Annotated in this window: 15 protein-coding genes; 4 read left to right on the forward strand and 11 right to left on the reverse strand. The window is 71.1% G+C overall.

Features of this window, described 5'->3' with window-relative positions:
- The coding region (locus AOK23_RS25585) for an MFS transporter (protein ID WP_055714990.1) at positions 1–1156 on the reverse strand (1156 nt) is incomplete at its 3' end.
- 122 nt (positions 1157–1278) lie between these two features.
- Positions 1279–2325, reverse strand: a complete 1047-nt coding sequence (locus AOK23_RS25590) for a S66 family peptidase (RefSeq protein ID WP_055714991.1) — start codon at positions 2323–2325, stop codon at positions 1279–1281.
- 100 nt (positions 2326–2425) lie between these two features.
- On the opposite strand from AOK23_RS25590, the gene aroQ reads away from it, so the two are divergent.
- Entirely contained in the window at positions 2426–2899 is a 474-nt protein-coding gene (gene aroQ / locus AOK23_RS25595) for a type II 3-dehydroquinate dehydratase (RefSeq protein ID WP_055714992.1), read from the forward strand.
- Between the two features lie 67 nt (positions 2900–2966).
- Here aroQ and AOK23_RS25600 read toward each other — a convergent pair whose 3' ends face one another.
- The 3 genes from AOK23_RS25600 to AOK23_RS25610 are packed head-to-tail and all read right to left on the reverse strand — an operon-like array spanning position 2967 to position 5574.
- Positions 2967–3764, reverse strand: a complete 798-nt coding sequence (locus AOK23_RS25600; protein WP_055714993.1) for an amino acid ABC transporter ATP-binding protein — start codon at positions 3762–3764, stop codon at positions 2967–2969.
- On the reverse strand, positions 3761–4678 hold the full coding sequence (locus tag AOK23_RS25605; RefSeq protein WP_055714994.1) for an amino acid ABC transporter permease: 918 nt from the start codon (positions 4676–4678) through the stop codon (positions 3761–3763). Before AOK23_RS25605 ends, AOK23_RS25600 begins: the two co-directional genes overlap by 4 nt.
- On the reverse strand, positions 4675–5574 hold the full coding sequence (locus AOK23_RS25610; protein WP_055714995.1) for an ABC transporter substrate-binding protein: 900 nt from the start codon (positions 5572–5574) through the stop codon (positions 4675–4677). The genes AOK23_RS25605 and AOK23_RS25610 overlap by 4 nt, the downstream gene beginning before the upstream one ends.
- A gap of 949 nt (positions 5575–6523) precedes the next feature.
- On the opposite strand from AOK23_RS25610, the gene AOK23_RS25615 reads away from it, so the two are divergent.
- On the forward strand, positions 6524–7396 hold the full coding sequence (locus AOK23_RS25615) for a universal stress protein (RefSeq protein WP_055714996.1): 873 nt from the start codon (positions 6524–6526) through the stop codon (positions 7394–7396).
- A 19-nt stretch (positions 7397–7415) separates the two neighbouring features.
- Here the strand turns inward: AOK23_RS25615 and AOK23_RS25620 are convergent, their stop codons facing one another.
- The 3 genes from AOK23_RS25620 to AOK23_RS25630 are packed head-to-tail and all read right to left on the reverse strand — an operon-like array spanning position 7416 to position 9107.
- Entirely contained in the window at positions 7416–7664 is a 249-nt protein-coding gene (locus tag AOK23_RS25620; protein WP_055714997.1) for a hypothetical protein, read from the reverse strand.
- A gap of 39 nt (positions 7665–7703) precedes the next feature.
- On the reverse strand, positions 7704–8354 hold the full coding sequence (locus AOK23_RS25625; RefSeq protein ID WP_055714998.1) for an MBL fold metallo-hydrolase: 651 nt from the start codon (positions 8352–8354) through the stop codon (positions 7704–7706).
- Positions 8355–8390: 36 nt separating this feature from the next.
- Entirely contained in the window at positions 8391–9107 is a 717-nt protein-coding gene (locus AOK23_RS25630; protein ID WP_055714999.1) for a maleylpyruvate isomerase family mycothiol-dependent enzyme, read from the reverse strand.
- Between the two features lie 224 nt (positions 9108–9331).
- On the opposite strand from AOK23_RS25630, the gene uvrA reads away from it, so the two are divergent.
- The gene (gene uvrA / locus AOK23_RS25635) at positions 9332–12388 is read left to right on the forward strand and encodes an excinuclease ABC subunit UvrA (RefSeq protein WP_055715004.1); all 3057 of its coding nucleotides are present in this window, start codon (positions 9332–9334) and stop codon (positions 12386–12388) included.
- 81 nt (positions 12389–12469) lie between these two features.
- On the opposite strand, the gene AOK23_RS25640 is transcribed toward uvrA, so the two are convergent.
- The 3 genes from AOK23_RS25640 to AOK23_RS25650 form a co-directional block, all read right to left on the reverse strand.
- Positions 12470–13381, reverse strand: a complete 912-nt coding sequence (locus AOK23_RS25640) for a carbohydrate kinase family protein (protein WP_055715000.1) — start codon at positions 13379–13381, stop codon at positions 12470–12472.
- Between the two features lie 151 nt (positions 13382–13532).
- Positions 13533–14498, reverse strand: coding sequence for a hypothetical protein (locus AOK23_RS25645; protein WP_055715001.1), 966 nt, complete (start codon positions 14496–14498; stop codon positions 13533–13535).
- Between the two features lie 212 nt (positions 14499–14710).
- Entirely contained in the window at positions 14711–15088 is a 378-nt protein-coding gene (locus AOK23_RS25650; RefSeq protein ID WP_055715002.1) for a response regulator, read from the reverse strand.
- A 208-nt stretch (positions 15089–15296) separates the two neighbouring features.
- On the opposite strand from AOK23_RS25650, the gene AOK23_RS25655 reads away from it, so the two are divergent.
- Complete coding sequence (locus AOK23_RS25655; protein WP_055715003.1) at positions 15297–16685, forward strand: extracellular solute-binding protein; 1389 nt, start codon at positions 15297–15299, stop codon at positions 16683–16685.
- Positions 16686–16781: the final 96 nt, after the last annotated feature.

Here is a 16781-nt window from a genome sequence, read left to right on the forward strand (position 1 = left end):
AGGGCACCCGGCCGCCCTGGGACACGGCGGTGGCCACGATCGGAGTGAGGGCGCCGCCGACGACCCCGCCGAGGTTGTAGCCCACGGCGGCTCCCGTGCAGCGCACCCGGGGCTCGTACAGCTCCGGCAGATACGCGGCGATGACGGCGAACATCGTGACGAACGCGAGCATCGCCACCAGGAAGCCGAGGAACATGAGCAGGGGCTCGCCGGTCGACAGCAGCGCGACCAGGGGGAACATCCACAGCACGGTGGCGGCGCAGCCGGCCAGGCACAGGGGGCGCCGTCCGTACCGGTCGCCGAGCACGGCGGCCAGCGGGGTGAGGGCGCCCTTCACGACCACGGCGCCCATGACGCACGTCAGCATGACGGTACGGCTCACCCCGAGCCGCTCGGTCCCGTAGGCGAGGGACCACGTCGTCACCGTGTAGAACACCGCGTACCCGACGGAGAGCGCCCCGGCCGTCAGCAGGACGAGCCGCCAGTGGTCGCGCACCACCTCGGCGAGCGGCACGCGCGCGTGGTCGTCGATCTCCAGGAACCGCGGGCTCTCCACGAGCGACGCACGCAGCCACAGCCCGGCCACGGCCAGGACGCCCGCCGCCCAGAACGGCACCCGCCATCCCCAGGAGGCGAACTGGGCGTCCGTCAGTGTCGCCGCCAGCGCCAGCATCACGCCGTTGGCCAGCAGGAAGCCCACCGCGGGGCCGACCTGCGGGAAGCTCGACCACAGCCCGCGCCGCTCGGGCGGCGCGTGTTCCGCCGTCAGCAGCACCGCCCCGCCCCACTCCCCGCCCAGCCCGAGCCCTTGCAGGAAGCGCAGGACGAGCAGGAGGAAGGGGGCGGTGACACCGATCGAGTCGAAGGTGGGGACGCAGCCGACGGCGACGGTCGCGCCCCCGGTCAGCAGCAGGGACGCGACGAGGACCGGGCGCCGCCCGTGCCGGTCCCCGATGTGCCCGAAGAGCATCGAGCCCAGCGGCCGGGCCACGAAGCCGACCCCGAATGTCGCGAAGGCCGCGAGGGTGCCCGCCAGCGGCGAGAACGTCGGGAAGAACAGCGGCCCCAGGACGAGGGCCGCCGCCGTCCCGTAGACGAAGAAGTCGTAGAACTCGATGGCCGTCCCGGCGAGCGAGGCGGCCGCGAGTCGCGGCATGGAGGGCGGTTCTCCGTTGCGTGCACTGTGCATGCAGCGTCAACCACCCACCGTGACAACTGGTTACGGGGGCGCGCGGAGGCCCGCTCGACGTGCTGTGTCCCGGGGGGCGTCAACCGTGGTCAGTAGCTCACGGTTATGCGCCGGGCGGGACCGTCGACCCTGACCGCACCGCCGTAGGGCATGACGACCTGCGGATCGGTGTGCCCGAGGTCCACGTCGAAGACGATCGTGGTGTCCGGGGCGTACACCCGCATCGCGCGCAGCACCGCCTCCCGCTGGCCGGCGGCGTAACGCTCCGCGTCCTCGGGGGTGTTGGGCTTCTCGAAGGACCAGGTCTTCGGGCGGCCCATCAGGAGCGCGGAGAAACGCCCGAGCAGCCCGCGCTCACCCATGTTCCGCAGCGTCCGGAAGACCTCCTCGCCGCTCGGCAGTTCCTCCGAGGTCTCCAGGAAGAGCACGCCCCCGTCGAAGACGGACAGGTCGCGCGGCACCTCGCGGTCGGCCATCAGCAGCCAGCCCAGGATCTCCAGACAGCCACCCCAGGCGCGGCCCTCCACCACGCGGTCCGCGTTCAGCCAGGTCCATCCGGCGCCGGGCCGGCTCTCCGGCTCCGCGTCGAAGGTCGCCGGGTCCGCCCAGTCCCGCTCGATGTCGTTGAAGCGCTCGGCGGGCCGCAGTTCGTACGGCCCCGAGGTGAACAGCGCGGCGCGCAGCGACTCGGCGGTCACCGGGTTCATGGCGCCGGGCCTGCCCAGTGAGGTCATCACGGTCCCGCCGTGGTAACCGACGATCCCGGTGTTGTACAGGAACGCCAGCAGGTTGGTGTTGTCGCTGACCCCGAAGAACGGCTTGGGGTTGGCCCGGATCAACTCCCGGTCCAGCAGCGGCAGGACGGTGATCTGGTCGTCGCCGCCGATGGAGGTGAACACCGCCTTCACGTCCGGGTCCGCGAAGGCCGCGTGGACGTCGTCGGCCCGTTCCCGAGGTGTCGACCCCATCCTTCGGGTCGCCGGGTACTCGACCGGTTCGAGCCCGTACTCCTTCCGCAGCCGCTCCAGGCCGAGTTCGAAGGGCCGGGGGAACAGTCCGGGCAGACCGGCGCCGGGTGAGACGACGGCCACCCGGTCGCCGGGAGACGGCTTGGGGGGATACATAGGCATGGTCATGACGGGAGGCTAGGGCCTCTCACCAGGGCGTCGCATCGTGATAAACCGGGTCCGAGCAGCGGCCCCGGCGGGCCGCCCACCCGAACGGACCGGAGGAACCGTGCCCCGCAGCCTCGCCAACGCCCCGATCATGATCCTCAACGGGCCCAACCTGAACCTGCTGGGCCAGCGGCAGCCCGAGATCTACGGTTCCGACACGCTCGCCGACGTGGAGGCCATGTGCGCCAAGGCCGCGGCCGCACACGGCGGCACGGTCGACCTCAGGCAGTCCAACCACGAGGGCGAGCTGGTCGACTGGATCCACGAGGCACGGCTGAACCACTGCGGAATCGTCATCAACCCCGGCGCCTACTCGCACACCTCCGTGGCGATCCTGGACGCCCTCAACACCTGTGACGGCCTGCCCGTGCTGGAGGTGCACATCTCCAACATCCACCAGCGGGAGACGTTCCGGCACCACTCGTACGTCTCGCTGCGCGCCGACGGTGTCATCGCCGGCTGCGGGGTGCAGGGCTATGTGTTCGGCGTGGAGCGGGTGGCCGCGCTGGTGGGCGCGGGCACGGCCGAAGCCTGACGACCGCGCGACCGTCGAGGACGGCGACCACCGCCTCGCAGGCGGCCCGACTCCACGATCCACCGCCTCACAGGCGGCCCGACTCCACGATCCGTCGCAGGAAGCGCCGGGTGCGCTCCTGCCGCGGGTCGCCGAAGATCGCCTCGGCGGTCCCGCGCTCCAGCACCACCCCGCCGTCCAGGAAACAGACCTGGTCGGCGACATCGCGGGCGAAGCCCATCTCGTGCGTGGCGAGGACCATGGTCATGCCCTCGTCCTTCAGGTCCCGGACGACGGTGAGCACCTCGCCCACGAGCTCCGGGTCGAGGGCGGCGGTGATCTCGTCGAGGAGCAGCAGCCGGGGCCGTACGGCCAACGCGCGGACGATCGCCACGCGTTGCTGCTGCCCGCCGCTCAGCCGGTCCGGGTACTCGCCCGCCCTGGCGCCGAGCCCCAGCCGGTCGAGCAGCTCACGGGCCCGCTCCTCCGCCTCCGCCCGGCCCACGCCGTGCACCCGGCGCGGGGCGAGGGTGATGTTCTCCAGGACGGTCATGTGCGGGAACAGGTTGTACGACTGGAAGACCACACCGATACGGCGCCGTACCGCGTCCTGGTCCACCCGCGGGTCGGTGATCTCCTCGCCGTCCAGCCAGATCGCCCCGTCGTCGATCTCCTCCAGCAGGTTGGCGCAGCGCAGCAGCGTCGACTTGCCGGACCCGGAGGCGCCGATCAGGGCCGTCACGGTGTGCGGGGCGACCTCCAGGTCGACGTCCCGCAGGACGGGCGAACCGCCGAAGGTCTTGCGGACGGACTCCATCCGCAGCACGGGGGCGTCGGACACCTCGGACACCTCGGACACCTCGGCCGCCTTCGGAGCGTCGCTCATATCGTCCCTCCCTGGGCCCGCCGCCGGTCCGTCCGGGCCGTGACCCAGTCGGTGAGGCGGGTCATCGGGATGGTCAGGGCGACGAAGACCAGTCCCGAGACGATGTACGGCGTGTAGTTGAGGCTGCGGCCCACGATGATGTCGGCGGCGCGCACCGCGTCGATCGCGCCGCCGATCGAGACCAGACCGGTGTCCTTCTGGAGCGACACCAGGTCGTTGAGGAGCGGCGGCACCTGACGGCGCACCGCCTGGGGCAGCACGACGTGTCGCAGCGCCTGTCGGTTGGTGAGGCCCAGCGAGCGGGCCGCCGCGCGCTGCGAGGGGTGCACGGACTCGATGCCGGCGCGGAACACCTCGGCGACGTACGCCGAGTACGTCAGCGTCAGCGCGGTGCCGCCGAGCAGGACCGGGTCGACGGTCACGCCCTGGAGGCGGAGCGCCGGGACCCCCAGGACGACGATCATCAGATTGATGATCAGCGGGAGACCGCGGAAGAAGTCGGTGTACGCGGCGGCCAGCGCCCGCACTGGGAAGAACACCGGGCCGCGCAGGGTCCGCGCGACGGCGATGAGCATGCCGAGAACGAGCACGGCGGCACCGCACACCAGCAGCAGCCGGACGTTGAGCCAGAGCCCTTCGAGCACCTTGGGCAGCGCCTCGCGCGCGTACTCGGCGCTGAAGAACGTCTCCTTGGTGCGCGGCCAGCCGGGCGCGTTGACGACGACCACATAGAGGACGACGGCCGTGACGAGGGTCGACAGGGCGGCGATGCCCGTGGCGCGCCGGGACCGGGCGCGCTTGTACCGCTCCCGGTCGAGCCGTCGCGCGGAGGGGACGTAGCCGTCGTCCCCGCCGGGCATGCCGCCGTCGTCGTCCGCGCCGTCCCGGCCCGACTCCTCCTTCACGACGGTCACTTGAGCACCGGGGCGTCGACGGCGTCGGAGAGCCACTTCTGCTCGATTTTCGCCAGGGTGCCGTCCTCGCGCAGGGCGTCCACGGCCGCCGTCACGCACGGCGTCAGGGCGCTGCCCTTGTCGAGGACCAGACCGAACTGCTCGGGGGTGCCACCCTTGTTCTCGAACTGGCCGACGATCGTCGCGTCCGTCACCTCGGCCGCGGTGATGTAGAACGCGGTGGGCAGGTCGACGACGATCGCGTCGATCTGGCCGTTCTTCAGCGCGGACTTGGCCTGGTCGTTCTTGGCGTAGGCGGCGGGGTCCTGGCCGGGCTTCACCACGTCGTCGATGTAGTCGAGGCTGGTCGTGCCGACCTGGGCGCCCAGGTGGAGGCCCTTGAGGTCGGCGACGCTCTTCGCCTTCGCGGCCTTGGAGCCCTTCAGGGCGATGACGGCCTGGCGCACGTCGTAGTACCCGGACGAGAAGTCCACGGCCTTCTTGCGCTCGTCGCTGACGGACACCTGGTTGATGTCGAAGTCGAAGGTCTTCTCACCCGGCGCGAACGCCTTGTTGAAGGGCACGGACTGCCAGACGACGTCCGCCTTGTCGTAGCCGAGCTGCTTCGCCACGGCGTACGCGACCGCCGACTCGAAGCCCTCGCCGTTCTTCGGGTCGTCGTCCTTGAACCAGGGCTCGTACGCGGGGGAGTCGGTGGCGACGGTGAGCTTCCCGGACGCCTCGGTACGCAACTCGCCCTTGGCACAGGCCGCCCCGGTCGCCGAGGCGGAGGCTTTGCCGGACGTGTCCTCCTCCGGCTGCGGGGCGCACCCGACGGCGACCGTGGCGAACAGGGCGACGGTGGCGGCGGAGACGGCGCGACGGGACGGGCGCGGGGCTCGAAGGGCAGGACGCATGGCGCGAGACTGACAGCGCCACGTCTCGTTTGTCGAGGTCACGTCGGCAATTGTCCGCATAGTGGGAACGCGTGTTGCAATCCTGTGAACCCTCGTCAGGGGGCCCGGGCGGCGCGTGCGCGCGGACGGTGGAGAGCGCTTGCGCGGAGCACGTGCGGACGGTGTGGGGGTCACGGGCGGGGCCGCCGGCCGAGGGCGGGGATTGGGAGGCCGGCGGCCCATCCGCGCGGGAGCCGTCATCCCGTGCGGACCTGTCCTCCAGTGGACTACGCCAGGGCGTGCGCCGGGAGCGCGCGCGTGACACCGGCGTGTGTGTTCGATTCACACGGGGCGCGTGAGAGCGCGCCTCGCGCCCCCGTCGTACGGCTCGGCAACTGCCGTACGGCACACGGGCGTTCACCAACCCCCGCGCGCCAGTCTTACATGCGCCGCTCACGTGCTTCTCTCTGCGCGTCGGTCTCGTCGTCCGGGATGTGCACCCCTACCTCGGGGGCGGCCACGCCGGACGCGTGGGCCATTCGGTACACGAGGAGCTTGGGCCCGGGTTCGCCTCCGGCGCGGCCTTTCGCCGCGGGGCGAGCCGTCCTTCCCCGCGCGGTCGGGCGAGCCGTGTGCGGATGGTCTCGGTCGGGCGGTCGAACCGTGCCGCGACTCGCCTGAGGGCGCCAGCTCCGAACTCCCGCACCAGACCGATCGCGCCTGCTGAACGACCATGATCGTTCTCGCCGGGATTTCCTGTGCCCCACCTACTCAGACCCGGAAACGTCACCGTTCCGGTCTCCTCTCGTGTCCTGTCCTCCCTAGGTCCACATGCGCGCCGCAGGCGATTGGTGTACTTCTCGAAGGGAGAGAAACGCACCACGCTCGGCCCGCCGGCGACGTTCGGACGGCTCGTCCCCGGACTCGTTCACCGTCATGTCCAGCTTCGTACGAGACGGAGGCCGCCGCCATGCAACCAGTCGTCACCGTGGGCCTCGACGGCTCACCAGAGAGCCTCACCGCCGCCCGCTGGGCCGCCGACGAGGCCGAGAAGCGCAAGCTCACCCTGCGGCTGCTGCACGCGTGGCCGATGCTCGTGCCGGAACCGGCCCGCGGGCCCTCCGAAGTCGACCAGAACTACTGGGCGAAGCGTCTGGTCCACACCGCGCAGTCGGAGCTGCAGGCACGCCATCCGGGCCTGACGGTCGTGGGCAGCCTGGTCGCCGAGGACGCCCGGGAGGCCCTGCTGCGGGCGGCGTCGGATTCCGAGATGCTCGTGCTCGGCTCCCGGAGGCTGGAGACCTTCTCGAGCTACTTCCTGGGCGACGTCAGCCTCCCGGTCGTGGCACGCGCCGACCGGCCCGTCGTCGTGGTCCGCACGGTCCCGGAAAAGGAGCACCCGCCTCCCGCAACCGCGAGCCGCGTGGTCGTGGCGGTGGAACCGCGCGGGTCCTGCGACGAGTTGCTCGACTTCGCCTTCCACACCGCCGCCGCGCGGGGCGCTCCCCTGCTGGCCGTCCTCGGCCGCAGCGTGCCGCTCCACGCGCGCACCCCCTGGGGTGTGGACCACGACGCCACCGAGGAGATGACGAGGAACGGCCAGAAGGAACTGGACAAGGCGCTCCGACCCTGGCAGGAGAAGTACCCGGGGGTGGACGTGTCCGACAGTGTCCGTCTCACGAGCCCCGCCAAGGCCGTCGTGCAGGCCACCGCGGACGCCGGGCTGCTGGTCGTCGGCCGGCGCGTGCACCGGCACGCGCACACGGGACCGCTGCTGAGCCACGTCGCCCACGCCGCCCTCCACCACGGACGCTGCCCCGTGGCTGTCGTCCCCCATGCCTGAGTCCGACTTTCACCGCTCCTCAAGCTGAGCTCTGGTGGTTGCGCAGGGTGGAGCGGACACAGCCGTGCACGGCCCGCGGATCGGCCGACCATTCGTCGACGTGCTGTGGCGTCCACTGCCACGGCATTGCGTCGGCGTGCATGGTGATACCGAGCAGCTCGCCGACGAGGGCATCGAGCTCGACGTCCAGGCGGATGTGTCCTGTGGCCGCGCGGAGGACCATCATGCGCGCGCGGAGGACCATCATGTGCGCGCGGAGGACCATCATGTGTGGGAGCCGCAGACCCTCCCTCTCGCTGGCACCGACCTACCAGCCCCGCTCGTGCCACGCGCCGAGGTGAGGCCGCTCGGCGCCGAGCGTGGTGTCGTTGCCGTGGCCCGGGTAGATCCAGGTCTCGTCCGGGAGTACGAAGACCTTCGCCTCCAGGCCCGACATCAACGACTCGAAGTCCTGGGGACGTGTTGTCCGACCAGGGCCGCCCGGGAAGAGGCAGTCCCCGGTGAACACATGGGGATGCCCGTGCGGGTCGTCGTAGACCAGGGCGATCGAACCCGGCGTGTGGCCCACCAGGTGGCGCGCGGTCAGCTCCACGCGCCCCACCCGGATGGTGTCGCCGTCGTCGACGAGCACATCGGTCGGCACCGGGATGCCCTCGGCGTCGTCCCGCCCCGCATACGTACGAGCTCCTGTGGCCGCCACCACCTCGGCGAGCGCCTGCCAGTGGTCACCGTGCTGATGCGTGGTGACGACGGACGCGATGCCGTCGTCACCGATCAGCGTGAGCAGGGTGCCGGCGTCGTTCGCGGCGTCGATCAGCAACTGCTCGTCCGTGGCCCGGCAGCGCAACAGATAGGCGTTGTTGTCCATCGGTCCCACCGCGACCTTGGAGATCATCAGGCCCGGCAGCTCGTGCACATCCGCAGGGCCGCCGACCTTCACCGCTCCGCTGTACGTCATGGCTGTCAGTCTAGGTCGCGGAGGGACGCGCGGTCGCTACAGCGAGGGCAGGGACGGCAGGGTGCCGCCCTCGACGCGCAGGGCGGTGCCGTCGCGTCGTCCGGCGAGCCAGCCGAGGAGGTCGGCCTTGCGGCCGGTGACCATGAGCGAGTGGCTGCCGCTCTCCAGCTGCTCCGGGGTGAGGCCCTTCACGGCTCCGGTGAACAGGAGCCGCCCGTCGTCCTGCTTGATCGTCACCGCCGGGACAGCGGGGTGGTCGCGGAACCGCTCGGTCAGGAAGTTGATCTCGCGTTGCGTGAATTCCTCCGGCAGGTCCTCCAGCTCGTACCCGATGCCGAGGTCCACGTGGTGCAGCTCCACCTCGATCCAGCGCCGGAACGGCACCCGCGACGCCGAGTCCGTGACGCCGTTGCGCAGCTCGACCGTGCGCGACCAGTCCCCGGGGACGGAGGCGGCATCCTGGAAGCGGTTCGCGCTCTCCCGCAGGTCCGTGAGGTGGTCTTCCAGGGGTCGGGGCGCGTCCCGCTCGATGTCGGCGTCCCGGGCCTCGCCGGACACGTACATGGGACGCCCCTCCAGGACGTTCACGATCGCCTCGGCGTTGCGGGCGAGGTGGGCGAGGACATGGCCGCGGGTCCAGCCGGGCAGCCGTGACGGCTGGGTCACAGCCGCGTTGTCCATCTTGGCGACTGCGGTGAGGAGCCGCTCGGTCGCTTCCCGTACAGAGTCCAGGTCACGCGCGTGAAACGTCATGACGCCGACCCTAGCTTCCGCCACTCCTTCGGGTGAAGGTGGTGGACCCCGGACTGAAATCGAATGCACGTGCTATATGGTCGAGTCCTGCGTCGGGCATGCTGGAAGGCCCGGGATTGTTGTGGAACGGGGAAACAGGACCGGCGCTGTCAGTGGCTCCCCCTAGTCTGAGAAGGACGGGGGCTCCGCTCCTGTCACTTCACTCAAGAAAGGTGCGGACCGGCGTGGCCGACCGTCTCATCGTCCGTGGCGCGCGCGAGCACAACCTGAAGAACGTCTCGCTCGACCTCCCACGCGACTCGCTCATCGTCTTCACGGGCCTGTCGGGGTCGGGCAAGTCCTCGCTGGCCTTCGACACGATCTTCGCGGAGGGCCAGCGCCGGTACGTCGAGTCGCTGTCCTCCTACGCCCGGCAGTTCCTCGGGCAGATGGACAAGCCGGACGTCGACTTCATCGAGGGCCTGTCCCCGGCGGTCTCCATCGACCAGAAGTCGACCTCGCGCAACCCGCGCTCGACGGTCGGCACGATCACCGAGGTCTACGACTACCTCCGGCTGCTCTTCGCGCGCATCGGCAAGCCGCACTGCCCCCAGTGCCGCCGCCCGATCTCCCGCCAGTCGCCGCAGGCCATCGTCGACCGCGTGCTGGAGCTGCCCGAGGGCAGCCGCTTCCAGGTGCTGTCCCCGCTGGTGCGGGAGCGCAAGGGCGAGTTCGTCGACCTCTTCGCGGACCTCCAGACCAAGGGCTACAGCCGCGCGCGGGTGGACGGCGAGACCGTCCAGCTCTCCAGCCCGCCCACCCTGAAGAAGCAGGAGAAGCACACCATCGAGGTGGTCGTCGACCGCCTCACGGTGAAGGACTCCGCCAAGCGCCGGCTCACCGACTCCGTGGAGACCGCCCTCGGCCTGTCCGGCGGCATGGTCGTGCTCGACTTCGTCGACCTCCCCGAGGACGACCCCGAGCGCGAGCGCATGTTCTCGGAGCACCTGTACTGCCCGTACGACGACCTGTCCTTCGAGGAGCTGGAGCCCCGCTCCTTCTCCTTCAACTCGCCCTTCGGCGCCTGCCCCGACTGCACCGGCATCGGCACGCGCATGGAGGTCGACCCGGAGCTGATCGTCCCGGACGAGGACAAGTCGCTCGACGAGGGCGCCATCCACCCCTGGTCGCACGGCCACACCAAGGACTACTTCGGCCGCCTCATCGGCGCGCTCGCCGACGCGCTGGGCTTCCGGACCGACATCCCCTTCGCCGGCCTCCCGCAGCGCGCGAAGAAGGCCCTGCTGTACGGCCACAAGACGCAGATCGAGGTCCGCTACCGCAACCGCTACGGCCGCGAGCGGGTCTACACCACCGCCTTCGAGGGCGCCGTCCCCTTCGTCAAGCGGCGGCACAGCGAGGCCGAGAGCGACGCCAGCCGGGAGCGCTTCGAGGGCTATATGCGCGAGGTGCCCTGCCCCACCTGTGAGGGCACCCGTCTGAAGCCGATCGTCCTCGCGGTCACGATCATGGAGAAGTCGATCGCCGAGGTCTCCGCGATGTCCATCAGCGACTGCGCGGACTTCCTGGGCGAGCTGAAGCTCACCGCCCGCGACAAGAAGATCGCCGAGCGCGTGCTGAAGGAGGTCAACGAACGGCTGCGGTTCCTGGTCGACGTCGGCCTGGACTACCTCTCGCTGAACCGCGCGGCCGGCACCCTCTCCGGCGGTGAGGCCCAGCGCATCCGCCTCGCCACCCAGATCGGCTCGGGACTCGTCGGCGTGCTCTACGTCCTCGACGAGCCCTCCATCGGTCTGCACCAGCGGGACAACCACCGGCTCATCGAGACCCTGGTCCGGCTCCGCGACATGGGCAACACGCTCATCGTCGTCGAGCACGACGAGGACACGATCAAGACCGCCGACTGGGTCGTCGACATCGGCCCCGGTGCCGGTGAGCACGGCGGCAAGGTCGTGCACAGCGGCTCCCTGAAGGAGCTGCTGGCGAACACCGAGTCGCAGACCGGGCAGTACCTCTCGGGCAGGAAGGCCATCCCGCTGCCCGACATCCGCCGCCCGCTCGACCCGACCCGCCGGCTCACCGTGCACGGCGCCCGGGAGAACAACCTCCAGGACATCGACGTGTCCTTCCCGCTCGGTGTCTTCACGGCCGTCACGGGCGTCTCGGGCTCCGGCAAGTCCACGCTGGTCAACGACATCCTGTACACCCACCTCGCCCGCGAGCTGAACGGCGCGAGGAACGTACCGGGACGGCACACGCGCGTGGACGGCGACGACCTCGTCGACAAGGTCGTGCACGTCGACCAGTCGCCCATCGGCCGCACCCCCCGGTCCAACCCGGCGACCTACACCGGCGTCTTCGACCACATCCGCAAGCTGTTCGCCGAGACCACCGAGGCGAAGGTCCGCGGCTATCTGCCCGGCCGCTTCTCCTTCAACGTCAAGGGCGGCCGCTGCGAGAACTGCGCGGGCGACGGCACCATCAAGATCGAGATGAACTTCCTCCCGGACGTCTACGTCCCGTGCGAGGTCTGCCACGGCGCCCGGTACAACCGGGAGACCCTGGAGGTCCACTACAAGGGCAAGTCCATCGCCGAGGTGCTGAACATGCCGATCGAGGAGGCCACGGGCTTCTTCGAGGCCGTCCCCGCGATCGCCCGTCACCTCAACACCCTGAAGGACGTCGGCCTCGGCTACGTCCGCCTCGGCCAGGCGGCGACGACCCTGTCCGGCGGCGAGGCGCAGCGCGTGAAGCTCGCCAGCGAGCTGCAGAAGCGCTCCACCGGCCGCACGGTCTACGTCCTGGACGAGCCGACCACCGGTCTCCACTTCGAGGACATCAGCAAGCTCCTCAAGGTGCTGTCCGGCCTGGTGGACAAGGGCAACACGGTCATCGTCATCGAGCACAACCTCGACGTCATCAAGACCGCCGACTGGATCGTCGACATGGGTCCCGAGGGCGGCGCCGGCGGTGGTCTCGTCGTCGCCGAGGGCACGCCCGAGCAGATCGCCGGGGTCCCGGCCAGCCACACCGGCAAGTTCCTGCGCGAGATCCTCGGCGCCGACCGGATCAGCGACGCCTCACCGGTGAAGGCGCCGCGCGGGTCCACGGCCAAGAAGGCCGTCGCCGCCGGGTCGACGGCCAAGAAGACCGCCACCGCCCGCACCACGAGGACCACCGGGTCCACGGCGGCCAAGAAGACGGCCGCGGCCAAGAAGACGGCCGCGGCCACGAAGAAGGCGGCTCCCGCGAAGAAGACCACGAGGGCCCGCAAGGCCTGACCCTGCCCGACCCGGAAGAACAGCGTGCCCCGCGGGAACCTCCCCGCGGGGCACTGCTCGTTCCACCACTTCCTGGGCGGATCAGTCCCCGCCCACCTCGGACGCGTACGGCGCGTCCGCGCCCGCTCGGGAGCAGGTGACCGCGGCCGCGCGGGCGGCGAAGCGGAGCAGTCCGCCCCAGTCCTCGGCGGTCAGGGCCGCGAGCGAGGCCGCGGACAGGGCGTCACGCACGGACAGGCCGTGCAGGAGGGCCGCGTTCACCGTGTCACCGGCGCCGATGGTGTCGACGACATCGACCTTCTCGCCCGGCACACGGTGCTCGGCCCCGCCGCGCGTGTAGGCGGTCAGCCCCTCCCCGCCCCGGGTCACCACGACGGCCGAGGGGCCGCAGGTCAGCCACTGGTCCGGGGTGCCGCCCAGCCACTCGGCGTCCTCCTCGGACAGCTTCAGCAGCGACACCGAGGGCAGCCAGCTCTTGAAGCGGGCGCGATGGGCGGCCGGGTCGGCGATGAGACCGGGCCGGATGTTGGGGTCGAGGGAGGTGAAGACGCCGCGTGCGGCCGCGCCGTGCAGCAGCTCCTCGTACGCGCTTGCCCCCGGCTCCAGGACCAGTGAGCAGGTGCCGAAGGAGACGGCGCGGGTACCCGCGGGGAGCTGCTCGGGGGCCTCGAACAGGCGGTCGGCGCTGCCCTCCACGTAGAAGGAGTAGCGGGCGGAGCCGTCCTCGCCGATCGAGGCCAGCGCCAGCGTCGTCGGCTCCGGGCCGCGCTGCACCGAGGTCACGTCCACACCGGCCTCGCGCAACCCGGTCAGCAGGGCCTCGCCGTAGGCGTCGTACGACACACGGGAGCAGAACGCCGTGGGGGAGCCGAGACGGCCCAGGGCGACCGCCGTGTTGTACGGCCCGCCGCCGCGCGCCGGCCGCAGATCCACGAGCGGACCCGAACCCCTGGGGACCAGGTCGATCAGGGCTTCACCGGCGACGACGATCACGAAGGGGTCCTTTCTGGGAAGTCTCCGCCGGAAGGTACCTCAGAGGTTTTCGCGCCGGGACGGGCGACCCCGACCGAGGCCCGGGGGAGGACACTCCGGCCCGCGCCTCCGGCCTGGGCAGGGAGGAGGACACCCCGGCCCCCCGTTCCCCTCACTCCCACTCCCAGCCGATCCCGAGGACGCCCGTGCGTACCCGGGGCTCCACCAGGTGCACCGAGCGGTGCCGTCCGCTCAGGGGGAGGGCCTGTCGCCCTCCGCGCGCGGAGGCCGGCGAGTGCTGGCTGAACCGGTGGCAGCGCACCGGCAGCGCCCGCTCGTCGAACCGCACCTGGAGGGCGTACTGCCCGCCCCCCGACCGGAAACCGCGGACGTACTCGGTGCACACCCCGGCCGTGCCGTCGTCGACGCCGTAACGGAACAGGAACGTGTCGCCGCTGCGCAGCCGGGTGTCGAAGAGGAACTCGGCGACCAGGACCCCCGTGTCGTCGTCCCAGCGCACCCGGCCCCGGCGGCAGTTCTCCAGGGCGCGGACCGCCATCCGCTCCGGGGCGCAGCCCGGGTCGCCGTGGTGGACGGCCACATAGCGGTCCACGCCGTCCCGGTGCGCCCGCACGATGTGCTGCGACTCGCGGCCCTGCAGCTCCCGGTGCGCGCCGACGCGCACCCGCTCGTGATGGCCGATGGTGTGCACCCCGCCGTCGAGCGGCGACCCCAGCTCGCCGAGGAGCCGCTCCAGGACACCCGAGGCATCGACGAGGGAGCGGTAGGAACGGCCGGTGCCGCGGCCCGGCCCGGAGGGCTCCTCGGACCGGGCCAGCAGACGGATCAGCGACTCGTCCGGCAGTTGGAGGATCTCCTCCAGGGCTCGCACCGCCCGCAGCGACTCGGGGCGCTGCGGGCGCCGGGCGCCCTGCTGCCAGTAACTCAGGCTGGTCACCCCGACCTTGACCCCGTGGCGCGACAGATGGTGCTGCACCCGCTGCAACGGCAGGCCGCGCGCGGCGATCGCGGCGCGCAGCGCCACATGGAAGGGGCCACCCCGCAGGGCCGACTCCAACTCCGCGGTGGCGACGTTCGCGATCGCCGCGACGTCGGCGTGCTCTGTGGCGTGCCGCATGGAGGAGCCCTTCTGTGAGGTGCGCGTCGGCTGGTCGGACCACGCGTGGGCCGGTCGGGGCGCCCCGCGGACGCGCGGAGCTCTCGGCGACCGTCCGTCTTCACATCCGTAGGACGGCGTTCCCCGCCCTGAGTTCCCCCGCATTGAAGCGTGTTGACAAAGTCCCGACAACACCCGGGGCGGGACATGGCCGGACACCGACGGCAAGATCCTCAGCGCTCCGGGGACCCCGGACCGGGCCCCAGCAGGTCGCGCAGCGCCTGTCCCGAGAGCCTCGACTTGTGAAGGAATCCGCGCGCCGGAGCGGCCGCGACCAGTTCCCGGACGTCCTCCAGGGGGTGCGCGGACGTCAGGACGATCACGGCCGACGGTGAAGTGCGGGCGAGCACCGGCGCGAGGTCCAGTCCGCTCTCGCCGGCGAGGTCGAGGTCCAGCAGCACGACGTCCGGCGCCAGTTCCGCGGTCCGCGCGAGAGCCTCCGCGCCGGTGGACGCCACGCCGACGACCAGGATCCCGTCGCGTTCGAGGAGGGTCCGGGCGGCCTCCAGGAATCGGGCACTGTCGTCGACGATTAGACAGCGCGTGGACATGCTGACAGCCTCCCCGGGCCGGTGACGGAACCACATCCCGGTCAGCCGGAAAGTGTCCCCCCGGCGCGTGCCCCGTTACGTGGAATGTGCTGATGTCCCTTGCCGATTCGATCCGTTCCCACTCACCGAGGGAATCGAACAAGCCACGGGGAGTAGCATGTCGCTGCCCTGGGGGCCGAATGGCCCGGTCGAATGGGAGTAATACGCGATGAACGCGTCGCACTACGGCGTCGGGAGACGTCAGATCCGTCGTGGCCTGGTGGCGGGAATGTCGGCGGTGGCACTGTTACTGGCCGGATGCAGCGCCGGTGACGAGGAGGACCGGCAGGGCGCGGACGGCAAGGCGGCGGGCGACACGACCTGCGACGGCAGGATCGACGGCACCGTCCACATCACCCTGTGGTTCCACGCCGGGCAGAGCGGTGAGCAGAGCACCCTGCGCAGCCAGGTCAAGGAGTTCAACAAGGCCCAGCGGCAGGTACGGGTCGAACTGGTGACCCTGCCCGAGCAGCGCCCGTACACCGAACTCGTCCTGTCCGCGGCGGCCAGCGGAGACCTCCCGGATCTCCTCGACTTCGACGGTCCGAACCTCTACAGCTACGCCTGGTCCGGCAAGCTGAAGCCGATCGACTCCTGTGTGCCCGCCGGGGTCCGCGAGGACCTGCTGCCCTCGGTCCGGCAGCAGGGCACGTACGACGGCCGGTTGTGGGGGGTCGGAACCTTCGACTCCGGGCTCGGTCTGTACGTACGGCCCTCGGTGCTCCGCAAGGCCGGGATCCGGATCCCGAAGGGCACCGGGGACGCCTGGACCGCCGACGAGCTGACGGGGATCCTGCGCAAGCTGCGGGCCGAGGGGTACGAGGCGCCCCTCGACCTCAACTTCGTCGACTCGGCGAGCCCCGACGAGTGGAACACGTACGCCTTCGCGCCGGCCGTGTGGTCGGCCGGCGGCGACCTCATCGACCCCAAGGGGTTCCGCACGGCGGACGGCTTCCTCAACGGCCCCGAAACCGTGAAGGCGCTCACCACCCTGCAGAGCTGGGTGAAGGAGGGATACGTCGACCGGGACAGGAACAAGAACGCGTTCGTGAAGGGACGCACCCCCCTCTCCTGGATGGGGCACTGGAAGTACGGCGAGTTCAGCGCGGCGCACCCCGGGGACGTGGCGATCGTGCCGCTGCCCGACTTCGGCGCCGGCACCGCCACCGGGATGGGCTCCTGGCAGTGGGGCATCCCCTCCGGCGGCGCGGACGGCGATGCGGTGTGGCGGTTCCTGGAGTATCTGCTGCGGCCGGAGCAGGTGTTGCGGATGAGCGAGGCCAACGGGGCGATCCCCGGGACGGAACGGGCGGTCGGCCTCTCCACGAAGTTCGACGAGAACGGTCCGGAGCGGCTGTTCATCGAGCAGCTGCGCGGCGGTGTCGCCCGGCCCCGGCCGCAGACCCCCGCGTACCCGGCGATCACCAAGGCGTTCTCCCGCGCGGTCGCCGACAGCGTCTTCGCGGGGGCCCCGGTCGAGAAGACGCTGGACGCGGCGGTCGAGGACATCAACAAGGACCTGGCCGCGCACGACGGTTACCCGCAGAGCGAGCCGTGACCGCCGGGGTGCCGAGGGTGCCTGGACCGTCGCCCGGATCAGCGGGATGCTGAGGACACCGCGCGGCCCCCTCCTGGGGGCCGCGCGGTGTCCTCA

Source organism: Streptomyces torulosus, assembly GCF_001419765.1.
In the GTDB taxonomy this organism is placed as follows: domain Bacteria; phylum Actinomycetota; class Actinomycetes; order Streptomycetales; family Streptomycetaceae; genus Streptomyces; species Streptomyces torulosus.

Excerpts from the sequence above, each read along its gene's own strand:
- AOK23_RS25645 (WP_055715001.1), bottom strand. The coding sequence starts at position 14,498 with ATGCGGCACGCCACAGAGCACGCCGACGTCGCGGCGATCGCGAACGTC.
- AOK23_RS25650 (WP_055715002.1), bottom strand. The coding sequence starts at position 15,088 with ATGTCCACGCGCTGTCTAATCGTCGACGACAGTGCCCGATTCCTGGAG.
- AOK23_RS25615 (WP_055714996.1), top strand. The coding sequence starts at position 6,524 with ATGCAACCAGTCGTCACCGTGGGCCTCGACGGCTCACCAGAGAGCCTC.
- AOK23_RS25655 (WP_055715003.1), top strand. The coding sequence starts at position 15,297 with ATGAACGCGTCGCACTACGGCGTCGGGAGACGTCAGATCCGTCGTGGC.
- AOK23_RS25625 (WP_055714998.1), bottom strand. The coding sequence starts at position 8,354 with ATGACGTACAGCGGAGCGGTGAAGGTCGGCGGCCCTGCGGATGTGCAC.
- AOK23_RS25630 (WP_055714999.1), bottom strand. The coding sequence starts at position 9,107 with ATGACGTTTCACGCGCGTGACCTGGACTCTGTACGGGAAGCGACCGAG.
- AOK23_RS25610 (WP_055714995.1), bottom strand. The coding sequence starts at position 5,574 with ATGCGTCCTGCCCTTCGAGCCCCGCGCCCGTCCCGTCGCGCCGTCTCC.
- AOK23_RS25620 (WP_055714997.1), bottom strand. The coding sequence starts at position 7,664 with ATGATGGTCCTCCGCGCGCACATGATGGTCCTCCGCGCGCGCATGATG.
- AOK23_RS25600 (WP_055714993.1), bottom strand. The coding sequence starts at position 3,764 with ATGAGCGACGCTCCGAAGGCGGCCGAGGTGTCCGAGGTGTCCGAGGTG.
- AOK23_RS25590 (WP_055714991.1), bottom strand. The coding sequence starts at position 2,325 with ATGACCATGCCTATGTATCCCCCCAAGCCGTCTCCCGGCGACCGGGTG.